A 23,417-nucleotide genomic window follows, 5' to 3' on the forward strand; every position below is an offset into this window, starting at 1 on the left:
GTGCGGCGAAATTCCGCTACCTATACTGATTTTCCTACCCATGGGCGCGGCGGCAAGGAGCCGGCGCGTCCTTGAAAAATCAGAATAGCCGGAGGCTGGATGGACGCTGCAGGAAACCGCGGGATCACGGATTTGCTCGATGAACAGGCGCTGTGCCACGGGCATAAGTTGGCGATCGTGCATGAGTACCACAACGGCGACATCAGCCAGTTGAGTTTCATCCAATTACGCGAAGCGGCCCGCGCATTTGCCGCGGGCTTGCAGGCGCGCGGCGTGAAGCCGGGCGACCGCGTATTCGTATTCATGGGCAACACGGCGGAGTACGTGCCGCTGTGGATGGGCCTGATGCTGGCAGGCGCCGTCATCGTGGCGGGCAACATCCATCTCACTGCGCCGGAAGTGGCCTATCAGCTTGAGCATTGCCAGCCCGCGCTGGCGCTGGTCGAGCCTGCGCATGAAGCGCTGGTTCGCGAAGTGTGCGCCGGGATGGACCAGGCGCCGGATATCGTGCCGGTGGCGCGCGGCAGCCTGGGGCAGGAAGGATTGAGCGGTGCGCTGGCTGCGGCATCCGCGGATTACCGGGCTCCCGAGCTGTGCAGCGACGACCTTGCCCAGATCCTGTACACCTCGGGCACGTCGGCGCGGCCCAAGGGCGTGATGCTCACCCACGCCAATCTGCTCTGGTGTGGCCAGGCGGGCGCAGCCAACAGCGGCATTGGCCGCGCTGACCGCGTGTTCAACAACAAGCCGCTGTTCCACGCCAACTGCCAGGAAACCGTGCTGTCCTGCCTGACCGCGGGCGCCACCGCGGTGATCGGGGAACGCTATAGCGCCACGCGCTACCTGCGCCAGCTCATCGAACACCGCATCACGATCTGCAGCCTGTCCGGCATGCTGTGCCGAACCTTGTTGAACCAGCCGGCCACGCCATTCGATACAGCGCATCAGGTGCGGTACGCGGGCTATGCCATCAATATTTCGGAAGCCGAGATCGCGGCGTTCATCGAGCGTTTCCGCATCCCGCTGCGCAATGGCTATGGGCAGTCGGAGACCATGCTCTACATCACCTTGCAGCCGCATGCCTCGCCGTCCGCCTATCCGTCCATCGGGCGCGCCACGCCCGACCGCGAAGTGTTCGTGGTCGACGACGACAACCGGCCGGTCGCCATAGGCGCAGTGGGCGAGATCGTGGTGCGCGGACGTCCTGGGCGCACGCTGACCCTGGGCTACTACCGCGACCCGGCTGCGACGCAGGCCGTGTTCGAGGGCGGCTGGCTGCACACGGGGGATCTCGGCTACCAGGACGCCAAGGGCAACTTCTTTTTCTTCGGCCGCAAGAAGGAGGTGATCAAGCGGGCCGGCGAGAATATCTCGGCCGCGGAAGTGGAAGAGGCCCTGATGGGGCATCCGGCCGTGCGCGACGTGGCCGTGGTGGGCATACCCGATCCGGTGCGCGACCAGTCGGTCAAGGCTTTCGTCGTGCTGCACGCAGGGCACCAGGCGGATGCGGATGCCATCAAGACCTATTGCGCCGGGCGGCTGGCGTACTTCAAGGTGCCCGAGCACGTGCAGTTCATGGCTGAGCTGCCGCGCAACGCCAGCGGCAAGGTGCAGAAGCGCGCGCTGCTCGACGCCTGAACGCGGCCGCGAGTTCTCAGGCGTGGCCGGTAGCCGCCTTGCCCAGCCGGGCTAGGGCTTCGGCGACCTGATGGACGACGGACTGGCCCTGGTTGCGGTGGATGGCGATGGTGAACTCCAGCGTCAGCGGCGTCAGCGCCGGGTCCACCAGCACCAGGGTGCCGGCGCGAACTTGTTCGGCCACCATCATTTCCGGCAACTGCGCGATGCCGCCGCCCGCCTCGACGACTTCGATCAGGCTGTTCAGGCGATTGCAGCTGCAGATGTTGTCCAGGTTGGCGCCCATGTCGCGCAACTCGTCCTGCGCCGGGCCAAAGAAGCCCGACGGACGCGATACGCACCACAGCGGCTCGGTTTGCAGTAGCGATTGCATGCTGCGAGGCTTGCCTTCCGCGTCGCTGAGCAGCCGGGACGAGACCATCCACGACATGCGGGTCGTGCCCAGCGATTCGCAGATGAACTGGTCGTCGCGCAGATGATTGGCCATGATGGCAATGTCCAGCGCGCCGGACGTCAGGTGTTCCTGCAGCTTGATCGCCAGGTCCAGCTCGATCTCGTAGGAAACGCGCGGCAGGGCGCGGCGCAGCTCGGGCACCACGCGTGAAAACCAGGTCATGGAAATCTCGCCCATGCCGATGCGCACCGTGCCGGCCGCGTTGTTGACGGCCTCCGCGTCGGTGAAGGCGTCTTCCACCGCCAGCAGCAGCGGTTCCACGCGTTCGACGAAGCGGCGCGCGGGCACCGTCAGTTCCAGCCGGCGGCCGCGCTTTTCGAAGAGCGGAAAGCCCAGCGACTGCTCCAGCTCTTTCATGCGCGCCGAGACGGCGGGTTGGGAAGTGTGCAGCCGTTCGGCCGCGGCGCGGAAGCTGCCCAGCTTGGCGATCTGGCACAGGGTTTCGGCGTTGGTCAGATTCGGACGGGGCATGGGCGAATGTCGTGGTTTTTGCGCGGTATGTTAAAGGAAATCGTCAGGAAATCCCGCCTGGCTCGGTGAAATCCGCCATTTCCCCCCGCCAGGCCCGCCGATAAACTGGCCGCTCGCCATCCTAACGAGACAGCCATGAGACATCTACTTCCCGCCCTGGGCGCCGCGCTTGCCTTCACGCTCGGCGCGCAGGCATCGGCCCAGCAAGCCCAGCCCGCGGCCTCCGTGCCGCGCGATCCGTTCTTCTGGCTGGGCGAGATCAACAAGGCCACTGCCGTCATCAACACGGACGAGGGGCTGCTGGACAAGTCCATGGCGCCGCGACTGGCGGCCGGCGTGGCCAAGGTGATCAACGACGGCAACCAGCCGGGCGCCAAGCGCCCGGCCAGCGTCATCACCTTCGAGCCGCTGCTGATCAAGGCGGCGGGCGAGGATGTGACGCTGCTGCACGCGGGGCGCTCCAGCCAGGACATGCACGCGACCTACCGCAGCGCCATCCTGCGCGACAAGCTGCTGGACTTGGCGGCCCAGCTGAACGCCACCTCCACCACGCTGGTGGAACTGGCGGGCAAGCATGCAGCTACCATCGTGCCGAACTACACCAATGGCGTGGCGGCGCAGCCTAACAGCTATGGGCACTATCTGCTGGGGCAGGCCGCCGGCCTGGCCCGCGACGCCCAGCGCATCCGTGAGGCCTACGTGCGCATCGACCGTTCGCCGATGGGCACGACGGTGCTCAACGGCACCAGCTGGCCGCTGGACCGCAAGCGCATGGCGCAGTACCTGGGCTTCGCCGCACTGGTGGACAACGCCTATGACGCCTCGCAGATCTCGTCCATGGATCAGCCGGTGGAAGTCGCCTCTATCGTCACCAGCATTGCGCTGCGCACCGGCAATTTCGTCGAGGACGTGATGACCCAGTACGCCCAGCCGCGTCCCTGGATCCTGCTGGAAGAGGGGGGCGGCAACACCTACGTGTCCAGCGCCATGCCGCAGAAGCGCAATCCCGGCCTGCTCAACGATACCCGCAGCGATGCCTCCACGGCCGTGACGCTGGCCATGGGGCCGGTGGTGCAGACGCACAACATCACGCCGGGCATGAGCGATCCGAAGGACGTGAAGCAGAATTCCGCCATGGTGGATGCCGGGATTTCGGCGCTCAAGCGCTGGGACCGGGTGTTGAAGGCCATGGTCCTCAGCCCCGACCGCGCGCTGGAAGAACTGAACAGCGACTGGACGGCCTCGCAGGAACTGGCCGACGTGCTGATGCGCAAGTACAAGCTGCCGTTCCGCGACGGCCACCATTTTGCGTCCGAGGTCGTCAGCTACGCCAAGGCCAACAACATCAAGCCGCTGGACTTCCCGTATGAGCAGGCGCGCCGTATCTATGCGGACGCCATGAAGGACTCGAAGTACGGCAACGAACTGCCGATGAGCGAGGCGGAGTTCCGCTCCACGCTGGATCCCGTGGCCATCGTCAAGAACCGCGCCACTTCGGGCGGTCCGCAGCCGGCGGAAATGGAGCGCATGCTGAAGGAAGCGCGCGCGCAGCTGGCTGAGCAGGACGCCTGGATCAAGGCGCGTCGCGCCCACATCAACGATGCGCTGGCGGAGCTGGACAAGAAATTCGGCGCGCTGGTGGCCAGCGCGCCGAAGCAGTAGAACCTGCGGGAAGAGCGCTTCCCGGCGGCTGCCGGGAAGCCCCGCTCAGCCGCGGGCCGGGAAGGGCGCGGCGAAGCGGCGCAGCCGCAACGCGTTGCTCAGCACGAACACGCTGGACAAGGCCATCGCGCCCGCCGCGAACACCGGAGACAGCAGGCTGCCGTTGACCGGATACAGCAAGCCCGCCGCTACCGGGATCAGCGCCACGTTGTAGGCAAACGCCCAGAACAGGTTCTGCTTGATGTTGCGGATGGTGGCCTTGGACAGCGCGATGGCGTTGGGCACACCGCCCAGGTCTCCCGACATCAGCACCACGTCGGCGGCTTCGATGGCGATGTCCGTGCCGGTGCCGATGGCCAGGCCGACGTCCGCTTCGGCCAGGGCCGGCGCATCGTTGATGCCGTCGCCCACGTAGGCGATGGGACCGTACTGCTGCTTCAGGCGCTGCACCGCCGCGACCTTGCCGTCGGGCAGCACTTCGGCGACGACTTCGTCGATGCCGAGCTGGCGGGCGATGGCCTCGCCGGTGCGGCGGTTGTCGCCGGTGATCATCGCGACCTTCAGCCCCAGGTCATGCAGGGCGCGGATCGCGGCGGCCGTGGTTTCCTTGATGGGGTCAGCCACGGCGATCATGGCGGCCAGCTGGCCGTTGATGGCGGCGTACAGCGGCGTCTTGCCTTCGTCGCCCAGGCGCGCGGCGTCCGAACCGAAGGACTCGACGCTCAGGCCCAGTTCGCGCATGAAGCGGTCGGCGCCGATCTCGACCAGGTCGCCGTCGACCCGGGCGCCGACGCCAAAGCCGGTGATCGATTCGAATTGCGAAATCGAGCCCAGCGCAATGTTCTCGGCGCGCGCCGCATCCACGATGGCTTGGGCGATCGGGTGTTCCGACTTGGCCTCGACGGTGGCAACCTTGCCCAGCACCGCAGCGCGGTCGAAGCCCTGTGCAACGATCAGGTCGGTCAGCTCGGGACGGCCCTTGGTCAGCGTGCCGGTCTTGTCCACGGCCACGACCTGCGCGTCCTTCAGCGATTGCAGCGCTTCGCCCTTGCGGAACAGCACGCCCATCTGCGCGGCGCGGCCCGTGCCCACCATGATGGAGGTCGGCGTGGCCAGGCCCATGGCGCAGGGGCAGGCGATGATCAGCACGGCCACGGCATTGACCAGCGCGAAGGTCAGGGCGGGTTCGGGGCCGAACGTCAGCCAGATGATGAAGGTCACGACGGCCGCCGCCATGACGGCAGGCACGAACCACATGGTGATGCGGTCCACCAGAGCCTGGATCGGCAGCTTGGAGCCTTGCGCCTGTTCGACCATGCGGATGATCTGCGCCAGCAGCGTGTCGCCGCCGACCTTGGTGGCGCGGAACGTCAGCGCGCCGTTCTGGTTGACGGTGCCGCCGACCACTTCGGAGCCGGGCTGCTTTTCGACGGGCACGGGCTCGCCGCTGATCATGGACTCGTCGATGAAGCTGTTGCCTTCCACCACCTCGCCATCCACCGGGATGCGTTCGCCGGGGCGGACTTCGATCAGGTCGCCCGCCACCACTTCCTCGATGGCGAGTTCCAGCGTCGCGCCGTTGCGCACGACGCGCGCGGTCTTGGCCTGCAGGCCGAGCAGGCGCTTGATGGCCTCGGACGTATTGCCTTTGGCGCGTGCCTCCATGTAACGGCCCAGCAGGATCAGCGCCACGATGACCGCGGCGGCCTCGTAATAGACGTTGACGGTGCCGGCGGGCAGCAGTCCGGCCGCGAAGGTGGCGACCACCGAATAGGCATAGGCGGCGGACGTGCCCACCGCCACCAGCGAGTTCATGTCGGGCGCGCCGCGCAGCAGCGCGGGGATACCTTTCTTGAAGAAGCGCAGGCCGGGGCCGAACAGCACGATGCTGGCCAGCACGAATTGCAGGTACCAGCTGTTCTGCGTGCCGATGGTTTCGGCGATGACGTGGTGGAACGCCGGCACGATGTGCGCGCCCATTTCCAGGATGAACACCGGCAGCGCGAAGATCGTGGCGACGGTCAGCGCGCGCTTCAGTGACTTCAGCTCGGCGGCCTGGCGTTCGGCCACGGCGTCGGTGTCGCTGGCTTCGGCGGCCAGGGGCTTGGCTTCGTAGCCGGCCTTGGCCACCGCCTGGATCAGGGCGCTGGCGGGCACGCCGCCGGCCGCGGTGATGCTGGCGCGCTCGGTAGCGAGGTTGACGCTGGCGCTGCTGACGCCGGGCACCGCCTTCAGGGCTTTTTCGACGCGGCCCACGCAGGAGGCGCAGGTCATGCCGGTGACCGACAGTTCGATCGTGGTTTCGGCGACGGCGTAACCCGCCTTCTGCACCGCCTGCACGGCGGCGGCGACGTCCGGCGCCCCTGCAAACGTGATGTCGGCGCGTTCGGTCGCCAGGTTGACGCTGGCCTGGTTGACGCCCGGCACGGCCTTCAAGGCCTTTTCGACCCGGCCCACGCACGAGGCGCAGGTCATGCCTTCGATAGGCAGGCTGACCGCGACGCTGTCTGCTGGGATGGCACTCATATCCGCTCCTTGAAAACTTGGAATTTCCTGCTGATGGGTGTCACTATAAAGATTCCAATGATGTCAAGGTCAAGCGTTTGATCGGACGAGTTTTGACCTGGCTCAGCCCAGTCTGCCCAAGGCGGGGAAGGTCAGCAGCATCCAGATGGCGAAACGGGCCAATTGGCCGGTGGCGATGGCCCAGCCCATCACGATCAGGATCAGCCCGGTCAGGATCCGCAGGATCCGGCCGGCGCGTTGCAGGCCCTGCATGCGGCGCAGGAAGGGGCTCATGAACCAGGCTGCCGCTAAAAAGGGGACGCCCAGTCCCAGTGCGTAGACGCCCAGCAGGGCCACGCCCTGGCCCACACTGGCCGAGGCCGCGCCCAGCGCCAGGATGCCGGCCAGGATCGGGCCGATGCAAGGCGTCCAGCCGAATCCGAACGCGGCGCCCAGGATCGCGGCGCTGCCGGGGCTGCCCTGGCCCGCCGGATCGAACCGGTAATAGCGCTGCGCCCAGGCGGGCAGGCGCAGGACGCCCAGCAACATCAAGCCCGCCAGCGCGATGATGGCGCCTGCGGCCAGGTTCAGTTCGTAGCGGTAGGACAGCAGCAGGCGGCTCAGCGCCGTGACGCTGGCCCCGAAGATGACAAAGACAGTAGAGAAGCCGGCGACGAAGCAGGCCGCCAGCCCCAGCATGCGCCAGCGCAGCGCACGGCCATCATCCGCGGACGCGCCGGATCCGCCCGCGATGTAAGACAGATAGCCTGGCACCAGCGGCAGCACGCAAGGCGACAGGAACGATGCGGTCCCCGCGATGAAAGCGGTGGCCAAGCCGATGAGGGACAGGTCAAGCATGACGGGCCGCCGCGATCATGGCGCAGCGCCTTCGCGCTGGCGCTGGCGGGCCAGCGTGATGCCCTCATTGACGGTGCGCGCCATGTCGCTGCCGGCAGGCAGCCTGGCCAGCAGGCGTTGCCAGAAATCGATGGCCGCCGGGAAATCGCGCTGGTCAAAGCGGCTTGCGCCCGCCAGCATCAGGGCCAGCGGCTCCTCGGGGTTGAGGTCCAACGCGCGCCGCAACAGCTGGTCAGGCTGTCCGCCGAAACCCCGGTTGGCGCTGAGCACCAGCGATTCGGCGTACTCGGCCAGGGCTGCCGGGTTGCTGTCCACCACCGGCGCGGCCCGGGCAAAGGACTGGACCGCGTCGGCGTGCCGGCCGAAGTAGCGGTGGGAACGGGCCAGCATCAGCCACCCCTGATAGTCGTCGGGATTGCTCGCCAGGCGGGTCTCAAGTTTGGCCACCATGGCCCGGATGTCGGCGGCGGTGACCTCGGGTTGTGCGACAGGCGCCTGAGGCGGGGCGATGGCGGCGGGGTTGCCCAGCGCCACATAGGCAATTATGGCGGCCAGAGGCAGCGCGAGGGCCAGGCTCGCAGGCAGCAGCCGGCCGGGGTTCGTCGCCGCGGCACGGTCTTGCGTTTCGCCGGCTTCTTCCAGCGCCAGCCGCTGTAGCTCGGTGCGCGCTTCGGCGAAGGCGTCTTGCGAGAGGATGCCGTTGGCGCGGTCCCGCTCCAGCTCGCGCAGCTGGTCGCGCAGCACCGCCACGTTCGCCGCCCGGCGCTTGTTGGCGGCGTTGGCGGCGGGCGCACGTCGCAGGGCGGCGATCAGCCATAGGGTGACGACGGCGGCCATCAACGCGGCCGACAGATAGAAGAGCTGAGTCATGTTCCAGATCCTTTTTCAGCGTCGACGCCGAGCAGGGCGTCGGCAGCCCGGCGCTCGGCAGGCGTCAGCGCGGGGCGGCGCTGGCGCAGCCTGCGACGGCGCAAGGTCAGGGCCAGCGCGGCCAGCCCGGCGGCCAGCAGCGCAGCCGGGCCGAACCAGAGCAGCAGCGTGGAGGCTTTCAGGCGTGGCCGGTAGAGGATGAAGTCGCCGTACCTGGCCTCCATATAGGCCAGTATGTCGGCCTCGGATTTTCCGGCGTCCAGCTGCTGACGGATCTCGCGGCGCAGATCGACGGCGAGGTCGGCGCGCGAGGCGGCAATGGATTCGTTCTGGCAGACCAGGCAGCGCAGTTCCGAGGCGATCTCGGTGACGCGGCGGTCGTCAGTCGAGCCTTGGGCGCCCGCGCCGTAGCCCAACGCCAGCGATAGCGCGAATACGCGCAGGAGTATCTTCATTGCAGCCCCCGGATCAGCGGAAGCAGGGTGTCGCGCAGCGATTCGCGCGTCACCGGGCCGATGTGCTTGTAGCGGATGGTCCCGGCCTGGTCGATGACGAAGGTCTCCGGCACGCCGTAGACGCCGTAGTCGATGCCGACCTTGCCGTCGGTGTCGGACACGGACGCCTCGTAGGAATCGCCGTTGCGCGCCAGCCAGGCGATGGCTTCGTCCCGTATGTCCTTGTAGTTCAAGCCTATGACAGGCACGCCGTGCTGCGACGACAACTCCTGGATATAGGGGTGTTCCGTCAGGCAGGCATAGCACCAGGACGCCCAGACGTTCAGCACCCATACCCGGCCTTTCATGCTCTCAGGCGTGAAGGTCTTCTGGGGCTCATGCAGTTCGGGCAGGGCAAACGCGGGCGCGGGCTTGTCGATCAGCGGCGACGGCACTTCGGACGGGTTTAGGGTCAGGCCTATTCCTAGAAAGAACACCAGCACCACGAAGCCCGCCAGGGGCCAGATGTAGCGGCTCATGGCCGGGCCTCCGCCGGCGCCTGCGGTACTGCGCGTTGCGGCTGTTTTTTCTCGCGGCGCTTCAGGCGGTAGCGCGGATCGCTGATCGCCAGCAGCCCGCCCAGGGCCATGAGGATGCAGCCGCCCCAGATCCAGTCGACGAACGGCTTGTAGTACAGGCGCACGCTCCAGGCGCCTTGCTCCATGGGTTCGCCCAGGGCGACGTAGACATGGCGCAGGCCGTTGGCGGCGATGGCCGCCTCCGTCATCGGCAGCGCCGAGGACGCATAAGTGCGCTTTTCTGGATGCAGGTCGCGCAGGCGCTTTTCGCCGCGGTAGAGCGCGAAGGTGCCCATATCGGATTCGTAGTTCGGGCCGCGCACGCGCGCCACGCCCTTGAATTCGACGCGATACGAAGCCACTGGCGCGCTTTGCCCGGGCTGCATCAGCAGATCCTGTTCGGTCTCGTAGCTGCCCACCAGCGTAACCCCCGTGACGAACACCGCCACGCCCAGGTGAGCCAGATGCATGCCCAGCCAGCTGCGTGGCTGGCGCCACCAGCGGTCGCGGGTCGCGCGGATGCGCTTGACGACGTCGACGGCGATGGCGGTCGCCAACCACGCGGCCAGTCCCAGCCCCAGCGCCGTGCCTCCGGACCAACGCTCGAAGAGCAGGGGAACGCCCACGCCCGCCAGCACGGCCAGCGCCGCGGGAATCGACAGGCGTTTGAGCAGGCTGCCAGCATCGGTCGATTTCCAGTTGGCCATGGGCCCCACCGCCATGAGCAGCAGCGCGGGCACCATCAGCGGCACGAAGACCGCGTTGAAGTAGGGTGGTCCGACCGACAGCTTGCCCAGGCCCAGCGCGTCGATGAGCAGCGGATATAGCGTGCCCAGCAACACGCTCGCGGCGGCAACCGCCAGCAGCACGTTGTTGACCAGCAATAGCGATTCGCGCGATACGAACGCGAACTGGCCGCCGTGGCCGATCCGGGGCGCGCGCAGGGCATACAGGAACAGAGAGCTGCCGACCGTGGCGGTGAACAGCGCCAGGATGAATACGCCGCGCGCCGGGTCCGTCGCGAACGCATGCACCGAGGTCAGCACGCCCGAACGCACCAGGAACGCGCCCAGCAAGGCCAGCGCAAACGTGCCGATCGCCAGCAGCACGGTCCAGCTCTTGAAGCTGCCGCGCTTTTCGGTCACGGCCAGCGAGTGGATCAGCGCCGTGCCGGCCAGCCAGGGGATGAAGGAGGCGTTTTCCACCGGGTCCCAGAACCACCAGCCGCCCCAACCCAGCTCGTAGTAGGCCCACCAGCTGCCGACCGCGATGCCCAGCGTCAGGAACAGCCAGGCCGCTGTGGTCCATGGGCGCGACCAGCGGGCCCAGACCGCGTCCAGATTGCCCGACAGCAGCGCGGCGATGGCGAACGCAAACGCCACCGAGAACCCGACATAGCCCATGTACAGCAGCGGCGGGTGGAAGATCAGGCCGATGTCCTGCAGCAGCGTGTTCAGGTCCAATCCGTCAGCCGGGGCCGGGACCAGGCGTTCGAACGGATTCGACGTCAGCAGCACGAACAGCAGGAAGCCCGCGCTGATCAGGCCCAGCACGCCGAGCACGCGCGCGACCATGGCGTCGGGCAACTGCCGCGAAAACAGGCTGACCGCGCCGGCCCAGCCCGTCTGCATGAACATCCATAGCAGCAGCGAGCCTTCATGCCCGCCCCAGGTCGCCGCGATGCGGTAGAACAAGGGCAATTGGGAGTTCGAGTTGTAGGCCACATAGGCCACCGAATAGTCCTTGGCCGCGAAAGACCAGATCAGCGCCCCAAGGCTGAACGAAACCAGCAGGAACTGGATCTGCGCGGCGGGCCGCGCAATGGCGATCCAGTCCGCGCGGTCCAGGGCCGCGCCGCGCAGCGCGAGCGCACCTTGCACCAGCGCCACGAACAGCGTCAGGATCAGGGCGAAATGAGCGAGTTCCGGAATCATCGGGAGCGGGCCTCCTGGGGGGCGGTCTTCGGTGCGGCCTGCGATACGGCCTGATCGATCGCGTGCTGCGCCTCGGGGGGCATGTAGTTCTCGTCATGCTTGGCCAGCACCTCGTCGGCGCGGAACAGGCCATCGCCGTCCAGCCGGCCCTGCGCCACGACGCCCTTTCCTTCGCTGAACAGGTCCGGCAGGATGCCTTCATAGGCCACGCGGACGGTGTGGGCCGTATCGGTCACGACGAAACGGACGGTGAGCGAGCCCGGCGTGCGCTGCACGCTGCCGCCTTCGACCATGCCGCCCACGCGGAAGGCGCGTCCAGCCGGCGCTTCGTTATTGCTGACCTGGGTGGGCGTGTAGAAGAACACCAGATTGCTCTGGAAGGCGTTGAGCACCAGCGCGCTGGCCACGCCCACCGAGGCCAGCTCGCCCAGGACGAGCCACAAGCGACGTGTCCGCTTACTCATCGCCGCCCTCCCGCCATTGAACGGGGGGCGGCCCCGCCAGGATTGCGCGGCGGCGGCGCGCCAGCAGCAGCTGTTCGCTGCCCAGCAGGAACGCCGTCATCAGCAGCGATCCCCACACGTAAAGCGCATAACCGCCCATGGCGAGGAACTCGCCCAGACTGGACCAGTGCATCATTCGCTACTCCATTGTTCGCGGATCCAGGCCGCGTGCCGCTCGCGCTCGAGCACGATGCAGCGCAGGCGCGCCAGCGCCGTTGCGATGCTGTACATCCACGCGGCCAGGGACATCAGCAGCATGCCGGCGAGCATGATGCCGGCCATGCTTGGTGCGGCGGTCAGCGAGACCGAAGCGCCCTGGTGCAAGGTGCTCCACCATTGCACCGAGAAATAGATGATGGGAATGTTGACCACGCCGGCCAGCACCAGCACCGATCCGGCGCGGTCGGCGCGCTGCGGATCGTCGATGGCGGCCCTCAACGCGATATAGCCCGCGTACAGGAACAGCAGGATCAATTCCGAGGTCAGCCGCGCATCCCAGACCCACCAGGCGCCCCACATGGGCTTGCCCCATAGCGCGCCGGTCCACAGCGAAAGAAACGTGAACAACGCGCCGGTGGGTGCCAGCGCGGCGATCATCATGGCTGACAGCCTGCTGTTGAAAACCAGGTGGACCAACGCCCAGAACGCCATCACCAGATAAACGAACATCGACATCCAGGAGACCGGGACATGGACGAAGATGATGCGGTAGCCCTGGCCCTGCTGAAAATCGGCGGGCGCGGCGATAAAGCCGATATAGAGGCCGGCCGCGGCCAGCAGGACCGCGGCCGTGGCGAACCAGGGGATTGCTTTTCCGGCCAGGGGATAGAAGGCCTTGGGCGAGGCATAGTGAAACCAGCGGATCATGGGTTCCTCATTCAAGCGAGATGCGTAGGGCGGCGGCCGCGCCCAGCGGCGCGAGGAACAGGGACAAGGCCAGCACGGCGCCCAACAGCGACAGGTGCGCATTCGCGCCCAGGCCGCTTTGCGCTGCCTGCACAGCGCCCGCGCCGAATACCAGAATGGGAATGAAGAGGGGCAGCACCAGCAGGGCCAGCAGCGCGCCGCCGCCGCGCGCGGTCAGGGTGAGCGCCGCGCCTATGGCGCCGATCAGGCCAAGCGCGGGCGTGCCGATGGCCAGGCCCAGCGTCAGGATCAGAAGGGCGGCGGCATCCAGGCCGAATTGCAGGCCCAGCACGGGCGCAAGCAAGGTCAGCGGCAAACCGGACAGCAGCCAGTGGGCCGCTGCCTTGCCCAGCACGATCACCGGCAAGGGCGCGGCGGACAGTATCAACTGCTCCAGTGAACCGTCGCGATGGTCTGCCTCGAACAGGCGGCCCAGCGACATCAGGCAGGACAGCAAGGCCGTCACCCAGAGCACGCCTGGCGCAATGACGCGCAGCGTTTCCCGTTCGGGGCCGACCGCCAGGGGAAACAGGCTGGCAGCCACCAGGAAGAAGGCCAGCGGCGTCAGCGTGTCGCTGGCGCGCCGTTGGGCGATGCGCAGGTCGCGCAGCGCAATGGCTGCGAGCAATTTCGGCATGGAACTCATGCGCTAGGAGCCAAGCCGGATCTGCTTGTGCGCATGGTCCAGCGCGATCGCCTGATGGCTCGTCGCCACGATCGCGCCGCCATCGCGCAGATGGCGATCCATGGCGCGCGCCAGCCACGCGTGAGCGGTGGCGTCCAGGGCGGTCACGGGTTCGTCGAGAATCCAGAGGGGGCGGAATTCGGCAAGCAGGCGGGCGAGGGCCGCCCGCCGCCTCTGGCCAGCCGACAGGGCGCGGATAGGAAGATGCTGCTTGTCGTCGAGTCCTGCTTCGTGCAGCGCGGAGGCAATCGCCGCGGGACGCTCCGCGTGTCCGCTTGCGGCCTGTAGCGCCCGCAGATTCTGGATAGCGCTGAGTTCACCATTGAGGCCGTCGGCATGCCCCAAATAGAAGAACTGGCTGCGATAGTTGCTGCCAAGTTGCGAAATGCCGAGTCCCTGCCACAGCACCTTGCCGCGAGCGGGCTGCGCCAAGCCCGCCAGAATGCGCAGCAGGCTGGTCTTGCCGCTGCCGTTGCGTCCGTGGACGAAGAGGCATTCGCCGGGCGCCACCTGCAAGGCCAGTTGCTTGAACAGCGGGCGCTCCGCGCGCATGCAACCAAGATCCATCGCTTCAAGCATTGCCGCTCCGCCGCTCTGTGGACAAAGGGGCCACTATAGGGAGGCGCGTCTGACCGTCACATTGCTGGCGGTTTACATTCCTGTAATGTTCGGACGGAAACGGCCGTGTTTCAGCACAGATCGCGCGGATGCGGGCGTAGCAGTTGGAAAAGTTCTGGCCGACGCCGCGAGTTGCGGCGCCGGCGATACTTAGAACCAGATGCGCACGCCGGCCAGGATCGCGCGTTCGGAACGGCTTTCTCCGGCTTCGCTGGCGTAGCTGGCGGTCTTGCCGAACTTGCGTCCGAACGACACGCCGACATACGGGGCGAATTCGCGCGTGACCTCGTAGCGCAGCCGCAAGGAGAACGATGCGTCCGACAGCCCGGAACCCACGCCGCGTTCCTCGTCATTCTTGCCGTTCAGGCTGGCTTCGATTTCAGGCGTCAGGATCAGGCGCTGCGTGAGCAGCAGGTCGTATTCCGCCTTCAGCGCCAGCGCGGTTCTGCCGGATCCGCCGACGTAGCCGGTGATTTCGGTTTCGATGCCGTAGGGCGCCACGCCTTGCACGCCGAACGCCGCCCAGTTGCGCTTCGGTCCCGTGCCGAAATCGCGCCGCGCACCGAGTTGCAGGTCCCAGAACGGCGAGATCGTGTGGCTCCAGAAGGCCTCGATCTTGGCGTCCGTGCTGCCGTTCAGGCGATCGCCTTCGCTTTTGATCCACAGCTTGTTCAGATCGCGGCCGATCCAGAACTGGCCGTCCCATTGCAGGCTGGTCTGTTCGTTGCGGTCGTAGGCGACGCCGAGCTTGTCGAACAGCAGGTGGCTGGTGACGACGTTGTCCATCATGTGCGGATGGATGCGGTAGGCGGCGTAGCGCTGCTCCGTGCTGCCGTCGCTGGAGGGCAGGGATCCCACCGGCGGGCCTTTGGGCGGGGATTCGTCCATGCCGGGCATGGCGCCGTGATCCATGCCCGGCATCGAACTGTGATCCATGCCTTGCATCGAGCCGTGGTCCATGCCTTTCATTGAACCGGGGGCCATGCTCTTCGTCGAGGTCGGATTCTGACCCTGCGTCGATCCATGGTTCATGCCAGGCATCGAACTGTGGTCCATGCCTTGCATCGAGCCATGGTCCATGCCGTCCATCGTTCCGGCCGGCGCCTGCGCCTGGGCCAGTCCGGATGCGGCCGCAAGAAGGGCGGCGCCCGCGACGAGCCCGGACCAGTGCATTCTGGATGTCGTTGTTCTCATTATTCCCCCTATTCCACGACGACCGCGCGGAACATGCCGGCCTCCATGTGGAACAGCAAGTGGCAGTGATAGGCCCAGTTGCCGCGCGCGTCCGCGCTGACGCGGTAAGTGAGGCGCTGCGCCGGGTTCAGGCTGATCGTGTGCTTGCGCACCTGGAAATTGCCGTCGGCGGATTCGAGGTCGCTCCACAAGCCATGCAGGTGGATGGGGTGCGTCATCATGGTGTCGTTGACCAGCACGAAGCGCACGCGCTCGCCATACTGGAGCACGATGGGCTTGGCCTCAGTGAACTTCAGCCCGTTGAACGACCACATGTAGCGGTCCATGTTGCCGGTCAGGTGCAGTTCGATCTCGCGAGTCGGCGGGCGGTTGTCCGCGGGTTCGACCATGGAGTGCAGGTCCGCATAGGTCAGCACGCGGCGGCCATTGTTGCGCAGGCCCACGCCTGGATCGTCCAGCCGGGTCGAAACGATGTCAGGCACCATGGAGTTGGCGGGACTGTACTCGGCGGGGTAGGGATGCTTGACCTCGACCATGCCGCCTTCGTTGCCGCCCGCGCCATGGTTCATGCCTGCCATTCCTGCCATGCCGGCGTGGTCCATGCCGGCCATGGAGCCGTGATTCATGCCGCCCTGAGCGCCATGGTTCATTGCACCCTGAGCGCCGTGGTCCATTCCCCCCGCTTGCGAGCCGCCCATGTCCATGCCGGGCATGTCGTGCGCCATGCCCATGTCCATCATGGTCAGCACCTGCACCGGGTCCAGCGCCGGGATCTCGGCCTGCATGCCCTCGCGCGGGGCCAGCGTGCCGCGCGCATAGCCGGAGCGGTCCATGGCCTGCGAAAAGATCGTGTAGGCGCGCTCGTCCTGCGGTTCGACGATGACGTCATAGGTCTCGGCCACAGCGATGCGGAACTCTTCCACCTCCACGGGCCGCACGGCCAGGCCGTCGGCGGCCACCACCGTCATCTTCAGTCCGGGGATGCGCACGTCGAAGTAGGTCATGGCCGACCCGTTGATGAAGCGCAGGCGGATCCGTTCGCCCGGACGGAACAGGCCGGTCCAGTTGCCGGCCGGCGATTTGCCATTGGTAAGGAAGGTATAGGTTGCGCCCGAGACGTCGGCCAGGTCGGTCTGGTTCATGCGCATCTTCTGCCACATGAGCCGCTCGTTCAGCGCATTCTTCCAGCCGGATTTTTCGGCGTCGTCGATCAGGCTGCCGACGGTGGGCTGGATGTAGTTGTAGTAGTCGGGCATCACCTTGAGCTTGCGGAACACGCTCATGGGATCCTCGTCGGTCCAGTCGGACAACAGCACCACATAGTCGCGGTCCGCGCGCACCGGGTCCGGGCGCTTGGGGTCGATGACGATGGCGCCGTACAGTCCCGTTTGTTCCTGGAAGCCGGAATGGCTGTGATACCAGTACGTGCCGCTTTGCCCCACGTCGAACTGGTACGTGAAGGTTTCGCCGGGCGCGATGCCGGGAAAGCTCAGGCCGGGAACGCCGTCCATGCCGGTGGGCAGGATGATGCCGTGCCAGTGGATCGAGGTGTCTTCGCGCAGGCGGTTGGTGACGCGCAGCGTGACGCGGTCGCCTTCGCGCCAGCGCAGCGTGGGCGCGGGCAGCATGCCGTTGACCGTGGTTGCGATGCGGGGAGCGCCAGTGAAATTGGCGGGGCTCTCGCCGATCTCCAGGTTGAACTCGGTGCCCGACAGCACGCTCTGCCGGGCGGCGCCGGCCTGCGCCCAAGAAGACGGGCTCCACAGACCCATGCCGGCCAGCGCGCCGCCCGTGGCCAGGCCCTGCACAAACCGGCGGCGCGGATTCGAAACTGCTCTACTCATGCTCTATCTCCCCGGTAGCCGGACCGGCATCCCGGCAGTGGATTACTTGACGGAAACCGCGCCCTTCATGCCGGCGGGATAGTGTCCGGGCTCCAGGCAGGCGAAGGCGACGGTTCCCGCCTTGTCGAAAGTCCAGACGATGTCGCCGGCCTTGCCCGCTTCCAGGGACACGGAGTTCGGCTCCTCGTGGCGCATGCCCGGGTCCTTGAGCATCATCTGGTAGTGGCTGTTCAGGTCTGCCGTGGTGCCCAGCACCATTTCGTGGCGGATCTTGCCGGAGTTGGTGACCTTGAAACGGATGGTCTCGCCCGCCTTGACGTCGATCTTGTCCGGCGTGAAGCGCATTGCATCCGTCATGTCGACCACGATCGTGCGCGAGACCTTGGCGGGGTTGCCGGGCTTGCCGATGGGGGCGGCGGCGTCATGGCCGCCGCCGTGGCCCGCGCCGTGGCCGGGGGCAGCCATGGCGCCGAAGGAAAGCAAAAAGACGCCCGCGGCCACGGCGCCTTGTGCGAGTTTCACCAGTTTCTTCATGCGTATCCTCTAGACTCGAATTGGGGGTAGGAGGCGCCACTTTAGTGACGCGCTCCACACCGCAACCTGTCGGGAGGATTACTTTCCTGTAATGTTCGGCGTCCGGGACAGTGTGAAGCCGACCTCGGTGCCCTGACCGCCGCAGCGCGCGAACGCGTTGCCGCCGTGCATGCGGGCAATGGCGCGGACGATGGCCAGGCCCAGGCCGTGCCCGTCGGCGCGCCGGCTGCGGGCATCGTCGCCGCGATAGAAGCGGTCGAAGATGCGCGGCAGCGCCTCGGATGCGATCGGCGCGCCTGGATTCCTGACCCTGATCTCGATCTCCTCTTGCCGGGTGATGCAATAGAGGTCGATGCCGCGTCCCCGCGGCGTGGCCCGGATGGCGTTGCTGAGCAGGTTGGCGATGGCGCGCCGCAACAGCCGCGGGTTGGCCATCAAGATGGCGGCGCCGTGCGCGGTCAGGGACACGCCGGCTTCGTCCAGCGCAGCCTCGTAGTACTCGGCCACGCGGGCGACCTCGCGGCGCACGTCCACTTCCTGCAGGTCCCCCGCTGGTTCGCCGCCGTCGGCGCGGGCCAGGAACAGCATGTCGTTGACCAGCGCCTTCAGCCCTTCCAGCTCCTCCAGGTTGGATTCCAGCACCTCTCGCAGCTCCTGCTCGGAACGGGGGGACGACAGGATGACCTCGGCGCCGCTGATCAGCGTGGCCAGGGGCGTGCGCAGTTCGTGCGCCACGTCGGCGTTGAAGCCTTCCATCTGCTGGTAGGCCGTTTGCACCCGGCCCAGCATTCCGTTGAAGGTATGGGTGAATTCGCGCAGCTCGCGGTCTATGCCCTGTTCCGGCAGGCGCACGGCAAGATTGTCCGGCTGGATCCGGGCGGCCTGCTGGGACAGGCGGCGGATGGGCGACAGTGAGCGCCGCACCGCCCATGCCGACAGCACCAGCGTGGCGCCGACCCAGGTGGCGCAGATCAGGACCAGCGCGGTGGCGAAGGCATACAGGAACTGCGTGCCAGGGCGCAGGTTCACGGCCACGGTGAGCTCGGCCCCCGGCAGCAGCGTGCCTTCCAGCGGCACGCGCAGCCCGCGCATGTTCCAGCCGTCCTGCGAGTGCAGCCTGATTTCGCGGCCGGACAGCGGCCGCACGTCCACGGGCGGCGCCTCGCCGTAGAACACGCTGCCGTCGGCGAGCGTGATCCAGGTCTTGAGATTGCCGTGACCGACCATGATGTTGTCCAGGGCGCCACGCAGATCCTGCATCTGCGCCAGCGTGGTCTGCATGCCGATAAGGTGGTTGATGAGCTCCAGCTTGCCGGCCACCTCGGTGATCTCCTGGCGCTGCACCTCGCGCTTCAAGGCCCAGAACAAGGTGTAGCCGGCGATGCTGGACACCACCAGCGCAATGACGCCGAGCAGCAGCGTGAGGCGGATTTCCATCGACGCGATGCGCGGCAGCTTCATTTTTCGCGCAGCTCCAGCACGTAGCCCATGCCGCGCACGGTATGCAGCAGCTTGGTTTCGAACGGATCGTCTATTTTGGCCCGCAGGCGCCGCACGGCGACTTCGATGACGTTGGTGTCGCTGTCGAAGTTCATGTCCCAGACTTGCTCGGCCAGCACCGTCCGGGACAGCACCTGGCCGTGGCGGCGCAGCATCAGCGTCAGCAGCGTGAATTCCTTGGCGGTCAGGTCCAGGCGCATGCCGCCGCGTTGCGCCTTGCGCCGCGCCAGGTCCATCTCCAGGTCGGCAAGCTTGAGCAGCGTCGACTCCTGCCCGCGGCCGCGGCGCAGCAGGGCCTGGATCCGCGCCAGCAGCTCGGAAAAGGCGAAAGGCTTGACGAGGTAATCGTCCGCGCCGCCTTCCAGGCCGCGCACGCGGTCTTCCACCTTGTCGCGGGCGGTCAGCATCAGGACCGGCGTTTCCTTGTGCTTGCGCAGGTCCGCCAGCACGCCGAAACCGTCGACGCCGGGCAGCATCACGTCCAGCACCACCACGTCGTAATCGCCCTCGATGGCGGCGTGCCGTCCGTCGATACCGTCGCGGGCGATGTCGACCACGTAGTTGTGCTCGGTCAATCCTTTGCGGACGTAGTCCGCGAGCTTTCTTTCATCTTCGATCAAGAGGATACGCATGGGGCGCCTCGCATTCCTTGCACAAATGTAATGAGTCGGTCCGGCTTCTGTAATTGCCGACTGCGTAGAGTTCAGCGTGTCTGCCAAGTTCCCGCTTGGCGGCGCTGAAACACAAGGAGCGATCCGTGAGTGATCGAAAATCTGTCTCGAAGAGCTTTGAAACGGCCAACGATGAAATTGCCGTTGCGGCGCATTATGCACCTTGCGCGCCGAAACGTGCACGGGGATATGCGCGGATGCCGGCCGCAGGGACCGGTCCGTCCAGGGCCTGAACCGGCGTTGCTCGATGAAGATCCTGTACACCAATTTCCATCGCGGCGATGGCGGCGGGCATACCACGTATGTGCTGTCGCTGGCCGGCGCGCTGCGCGGCGCGCACGATATCGTCGTGGCGGCGCCGCCAGACAGCCGGCTGTTCAAGACGGCCTCGGCCATGCCAGGTGTGCGGGCCGAAGCGCTGGATTTCCGCGGCGGCGTGCTGGCAGCGTTGCCCAATGCGCGGCGCCTGCGGCGGCTGCTGGTGCAAGAACGCTTCGACATCGCGCACGTCAACGGTTCGGCAGACCATCGCGTGTGCATGCTGGCGGGTCTGGGGCTGGGAGCGGACAGCCCTGCGGTGGTGTACACGCAGCATAACGACCGGCCCGCCGACAGCTTAGGCGCGATGCTGCGTGCCCGGCTGGCGACGGACCGCGTCATCTGCGTGTGCGAGCACACGCGCCGCAAGCTGGCGGGTAGCGCATTCGGGCGCTGCGGCCTGCGCACCGTGCGCAATGGCGTGGACGTGGAACGGTTCAGGCCGCCCGCGCCGCAGGCAAGGGATGAAGCCCGCCGCCGTTGGCTGCCTGCCGCGCACGCGGGGCGCCTGGTGGTCGGCAGCAATGCAGGCACTGCGGACTACAAGCGCTGGCCGGACATGGTCGAGGCCCTGTCCTTGCTGCCTGTCGAGCTGCGGGCGCGTATCGTCATCATGATCGCTGGCGAGCCTCCCGGCGAACCTCAGCGCCGGCGGGTGCGTGAACTGGGCATGGAAGACCAGGTGATCTTCTCGGGCCTGCTGGACGACGTGCGGTCCTTCGTGGCCGCGCTGGACGTGGGCTTTGTGCTGTCCTCGGAGATGGAGACCATCTCGTTCGCGTGCCGCGAGATGATGGCCATGGGTGTGCCGGTCATCGTCAGCAATGCCGGCGGGCTGGCCGAGAATGTGTATCCCGGGCTGGACGGCTGGGTGGTCCCGGCGCGCACGCCCGAGGCCGTGGCAGGCGTGCTGCGCGAGATCCTGGCGCAACCGCAGCTACTGGGTCCCATGGGGCGCGCGGCGCGGGAAAAGGCAGTGCGGGACTTCGCCCTGTCCCGCTTCGTGGCGGACACGCACGCGGTCTACCTTGAAGCGCAGTCGCAGGCCCAGCGTCCGTTGCGGCTGGCGTGAATGGAACGGCCCCCAGCGTACGGCCTCAGACCATCGCTTTGCCGCTGCGCCTGGCAGCGCGGATGTCCCGCCACAGCGTCACGCACAGCAGCGCCAGGATGAGGGCGGAAATGGCGGGCCACACCAGGAAGTAGAACGTCAACCACATATCAGTCTCCTTGTTGCTGAATGGATGCTCAGCCTTGGGCCGGCTGGATTTCGGGGCGTTGCACGGCGGGCGCGGAAAGGGCGTCCTGCGCTTCCTGGAAGGAAGTCACGCGGTCCGCCAACAGGCTGAAATCGAAGCGCTGCTGGTTGCGCAGGCTGAGACCGGCGCAGACCGTGGCGCTTACGCCGTAGGCGGTCAGCGAGCCCATCAGGACGATGTACTCGCGCAAGGTGCCCACGAACACGGGCAGCATGACCAGCATGCCCAGGGCGCCCACGGCGAGCGCCGCGGTGCGGCCGAAGAAGCCGAACGTCATGAGGCCCAGCACCACGCCGCCGCCGATGGCCGAGCAGATCTCGAAGAACACGGCGACCGCGCCGGTGATGGGCAGCAATTCAAAGCGCACGACGGTGAACAGGATAACCGCGCTGAGCACGGCGCTGACGAAGGCGCGGTTGTCGACGCGGTCCCAGTAGAAGCTGGCGATGACGGGGAAAACGATGGCGCCCCACAGCGCGCCGACGAACACCAGCATGACCAGGATATCCAGGCGCAGGCTGGCGAATATCACGCCTATCATCGTGGCGACGATCATGGTGATACGGCCCCACCACAGCATGCGGCGCGGATCGGGGCGGCCGCCGGCCAGGTTCTTGGCGTAAACATCAGTCATGACGATGGCAGACAGCGCGGCCAGGTCGGAGTCGGCGGTCGAAGACAGCGAGCCCACCACCAGCAGGAAGAACAGCGCAATGCCGAAGGGCGGCAGGTAGGTCGAGGCCATCTGCGGGATGATGTTGTTCATGTCGCCGTTGGCGGGCTCCAGGCCGACGAAAAGCGCCAGCAGCCCCAGCATGCCCAGTCCGATCACGACGGCGCCATATCCCGCCGTGGCCGTCAGGAACGTGGGCTTTATCAGGTCTTCGCGCACCGCGAACAGGCGCTGGGCGATGGTCTGGTTGCCGATGGCGTAGGCCAGCACGGCCACGAAATAGGGCGCGCCCTGTTCCAGGATGGCGCGGGTGGAATAGAAGTCCGCCTGGTCGGCGCTCAGGCGCCACATGTTTTCCGACAGCACGTCGGGTCCGCCCGCGTTGAAGAAGATGAGCGGGATGATGACGACCGCGGCGATGATCATGGCGGCCAGCTGCGCAAAATCCGTCATTACGGAAGTGCGGAATCCCGACCACAGCGTGTACGACAGCACGCCCAGGCCGGCGATGAGCACGCCCTGGATGAAGGTGAGCGGGCTCAGGATCGAGACCAGCGCGCCCGCCGCCGTGAAGTTCACCATCAGGCTGATGCAGCTGCCCACGATGTTCGACACCGCCATGATCATCTGGCTGGAGGTGCCGTGGCGCGCGTGTATGACTTCGGCCAGCGTATGCGCCTTGGGCGCCAGCTTGCGGAAGCGCTTGCCGAAGGGATAGATGAAGAGAATCATCAGCGCGCCCCAGAAGCCGTAGTGCAAGGGGCCCGACAGGCCGTACTTGTAGCCCGAGGTGGCGCTGGCGTAGAACGATGCGGCCCAGATCCAGGTTGCGATCATGCTGGCGGTGGACAGGCCGAAGCCGACCGCGTTGTTCGACACCATGTAGCCATCGACGTTTTCGTTCTTCTGGCCGATAAGCAGCGACATGAGGAACGTCGCGCCATAGAACCCGACCAGCAGCAGGATGGCGGTGGTGGCGGATAGCTGAAAGAATTCTGTCTCTTGCATCGTCTTCGTCCTTTCTCCTTGACAGCGTGTTCATGACGGACAGTCATGGCTGCATGAAGGCCGTTTCCGCGGGATGCGATGGGCGGCAAACCCCTTTGACGCAGCCGAAACACCAGGCGAGCGGCCGTAGGCGCGATCGCATGCCTGTCCGGCGCGGACGTGACTGGACACGCCCGCGGACGGACAGCAATAAGGCACACCGTATAGGTGTCTTGCTGCCGCATAGCGCAGAACGCTGGTTGCTTTTTTACGTTGCCCGATGCGGCGAGCGATGGTCCTGCCTGGTAAGCAGGAGTTTTG

The 23,417-nt window shown here is 66.6% G+C and carries 22 protein-coding genes; 3 read left to right on the forward strand and 19 right to left on the reverse strand.

Annotated elements, in window-relative coordinates:
- Positions 1 to 99 precede the first annotated feature (99 nt).
- The gene (locus HV766_RS03175; RefSeq protein WP_175180543.1) at positions 100 to 1,638 is read left to right on the forward strand and encodes a class I adenylate-forming enzyme family protein; all 1,539 of its coding nucleotides are present in this window, start codon (positions 100 to 102) and stop codon (positions 1,636 to 1,638) included.
- Between the two features lie 16 nt (positions 1,639 to 1,654).
- Here the strand turns inward: HV766_RS03175 and HV766_RS03180 are convergent, their stop codons facing one another.
- A complete protein-coding gene (locus HV766_RS03180; protein WP_054452101.1) occupies positions 1,655 to 2,563 on the reverse strand; it encodes a LysR family transcriptional regulator in 909 nt (302 codons plus the stop codon).
- A gap of 135 nt (positions 2,564 to 2,698) precedes the next feature.
- On the opposite strand from HV766_RS03180, the gene HV766_RS03185 reads away from it, so the two are divergent.
- Positions 2,699 to 4,225, forward strand: a complete 1,527-nt coding sequence (locus HV766_RS03185) for an argininosuccinate lyase (RefSeq protein ID WP_175159882.1) — start codon at positions 2,699 to 2,701, stop codon at positions 4,223 to 4,225.
- A gap of 45 nt (positions 4,226 to 4,270) precedes the next feature.
- On the opposite strand, the gene HV766_RS03190 is transcribed toward HV766_RS03185, so the two are convergent.
- The 16 genes from HV766_RS03190 to HV766_RS03265 all read right to left on the reverse strand — a co-directional run bounded on the left by HV766_RS03190 (position 4,271) and on the right by HV766_RS03265 (position 19,820).
- The gene (locus HV766_RS03190; protein ID WP_175180544.1) at positions 4,271 to 6,751 is read right to left on the reverse strand and encodes a heavy metal translocating P-type ATPase; all 2,481 of its coding nucleotides are present in this window, start codon (positions 6,749 to 6,751) and stop codon (positions 4,271 to 4,273) included.
- A gap of 102 nt (positions 6,752 to 6,853) precedes the next feature.
- Positions 6,854 to 7,588, reverse strand: a complete 735-nt coding sequence (locus HV766_RS03195; RefSeq protein ID WP_054452098.1) for a cytochrome c biogenesis CcdA family protein — start codon at positions 7,586 to 7,588, stop codon at positions 6,854 to 6,856.
- A 15-nt stretch (positions 7,589 to 7,603) separates the two neighbouring features.
- Complete coding sequence (gene ccmI / locus HV766_RS03200; protein WP_175180545.1) at positions 7,604 to 8,458, reverse strand: c-type cytochrome biogenesis protein CcmI; 855 nt, start codon at positions 8,456 to 8,458, stop codon at positions 7,604 to 7,606.
- Entirely contained in the window at positions 8,455 to 8,913 is a 459-nt protein-coding gene (locus tag HV766_RS03205; RefSeq protein ID WP_175180546.1) for a cytochrome c-type biogenesis protein, read from the reverse strand. Before HV766_RS03205 ends, ccmI begins: the two co-directional genes overlap by 4 nt.
- A complete protein-coding gene (locus HV766_RS03210) occupies positions 8,910 to 9,431 on the reverse strand; it encodes a DsbE family thiol:disulfide interchange protein (protein ID WP_054452096.1) in 522 nt (173 codons plus the stop codon). The genes HV766_RS03205 and HV766_RS03210 overlap by 4 nt, the downstream gene beginning before the upstream one ends.
- Positions 9,428 to 11,404: a heme lyase CcmF/NrfE family subunit gene (locus HV766_RS03215; RefSeq protein WP_175180547.1), complete on the reverse strand. Its 1,977-nt coding sequence runs from the start codon at positions 11,402 to 11,404 to the stop codon at positions 9,428 to 9,430. Before HV766_RS03215 ends, HV766_RS03210 begins: the two co-directional genes overlap by 4 nt.
- Positions 11,401 to 11,868, reverse strand: a complete 468-nt coding sequence (ccmE, locus tag HV766_RS03220; protein ID WP_175180548.1) for a cytochrome c maturation protein CcmE — start codon at positions 11,866 to 11,868, stop codon at positions 11,401 to 11,403. The genes HV766_RS03215 and ccmE overlap by 4 nt, the downstream gene beginning before the upstream one ends.
- Positions 11,861 to 12,043 (reverse strand): heme exporter protein CcmD, encoded by a 183-nt coding sequence (ccmD, locus tag HV766_RS03225; RefSeq protein WP_370126740.1) that lies wholly within the window; start codon positions 12,041 to 12,043, stop codon positions 11,861 to 11,863. Before ccmD ends, ccmE begins: the two co-directional genes overlap by 8 nt.
- Positions 12,040 to 12,774 carry a heme ABC transporter permease CcmC gene (gene ccmC / locus HV766_RS03230; protein ID WP_042795263.1) on the reverse strand — a complete coding sequence of 245 codons (735 nt, stop codon included), beginning with the start codon at positions 12,772 to 12,774 and terminating at the stop codon, positions 12,040 to 12,042. The genes ccmD and ccmC overlap by 4 nt, the downstream gene beginning before the upstream one ends.
- Positions 12,775 to 12,781: 7 nt before the next feature.
- On the reverse strand, positions 12,782 to 13,450 hold the full coding sequence (gene ccmB, locus HV766_RS03235; RefSeq protein ID WP_175180549.1) for a heme exporter protein CcmB: 669 nt from the start codon (positions 13,448 to 13,450) through the stop codon (positions 12,782 to 12,784).
- Between the two features lie 12 nt (positions 13,451 to 13,462).
- Entirely contained in the window at positions 13,463 to 14,077 is a 615-nt protein-coding gene (gene ccmA / locus HV766_RS03240) for a cytochrome c biogenesis heme-transporting ATPase CcmA (protein WP_125472239.1), read from the reverse strand.
- A 189-nt stretch (positions 14,078 to 14,266) separates the two neighbouring features.
- Positions 14,267 to 15,289 (reverse strand): copper resistance protein B, encoded by a 1,023-nt coding sequence (locus HV766_RS03245; protein WP_437340956.1) that lies wholly within the window; start codon positions 15,287 to 15,289, stop codon positions 14,267 to 14,269.
- A 29-nt stretch (positions 15,290 to 15,318) separates the two neighbouring features.
- Positions 15,319 to 17,154 carry a copper resistance system multicopper oxidase gene (locus HV766_RS03250; protein WP_175180550.1) on the reverse strand — a complete coding sequence of 612 codons (1,836 nt, stop codon included), beginning with the start codon at positions 17,152 to 17,154 and terminating at the stop codon, positions 15,319 to 15,321.
- A 42-nt stretch (positions 17,155 to 17,196) separates the two neighbouring features.
- A complete protein-coding gene (locus HV766_RS03255) occupies positions 17,197 to 17,688 on the reverse strand; it encodes a cupredoxin domain-containing protein (RefSeq protein WP_042795260.1) in 492 nt (163 codons plus the stop codon).
- A 78-nt stretch (positions 17,689 to 17,766) separates the two neighbouring features.
- Complete coding sequence (locus HV766_RS03260; protein WP_175180551.1) at positions 17,767 to 19,149, reverse strand: heavy metal sensor histidine kinase; 1,383 nt, start codon at positions 19,147 to 19,149, stop codon at positions 17,767 to 17,769.
- Complete coding sequence (locus HV766_RS03265) at positions 19,146 to 19,820, reverse strand: heavy metal response regulator transcription factor (protein ID WP_119450383.1); 675 nt, start codon at positions 19,818 to 19,820, stop codon at positions 19,146 to 19,148. The genes HV766_RS03260 and HV766_RS03265 overlap by 4 nt, the downstream gene beginning before the upstream one ends.
- Before the next feature lie 286 nt (positions 19,821 to 20,106).
- On the opposite strand from HV766_RS03265, the gene HV766_RS03270 reads away from it, so the two are divergent.
- The gene (locus HV766_RS03270) at positions 20,107 to 21,249 is read left to right on the forward strand and encodes a glycosyltransferase (RefSeq protein WP_175180552.1); all 1,143 of its coding nucleotides are present in this window, start codon (positions 20,107 to 20,109) and stop codon (positions 21,247 to 21,249) included.
- Between the two features lie 25 nt (positions 21,250 to 21,274).
- Here HV766_RS03270 and HV766_RS30150 read toward each other — a convergent pair whose 3' ends face one another.
- Together HV766_RS30150 and HV766_RS03275 are read right to left on the reverse strand one after the other, a co-directional pair.
- Positions 21,275 to 21,397 (reverse strand): putative transporter small subunit, encoded by a 123-nt coding sequence (locus tag HV766_RS30150; protein ID WP_217472141.1) that lies wholly within the window; start codon positions 21,395 to 21,397, stop codon positions 21,275 to 21,277.
- 28 nt (positions 21,398 to 21,425) lie between these two features.
- The gene (locus tag HV766_RS03275) at positions 21,426 to 23,117 is read right to left on the reverse strand and encodes a sodium:solute symporter family protein (RefSeq protein WP_054452087.1); all 1,692 of its coding nucleotides are present in this window, start codon (positions 23,115 to 23,117) and stop codon (positions 21,426 to 21,428) included.
- Positions 23,118 to 23,417: the final 300 nt, after the last annotated feature.

The sequence above is a fragment of the Achromobacter aegrifaciens genome (genome assembly GCF_902859735.1).
GTDB lineage: Bacteria > Pseudomonadota > Gammaproteobacteria > Burkholderiales > Burkholderiaceae_B > Achromobacter > Achromobacter aegrifaciens.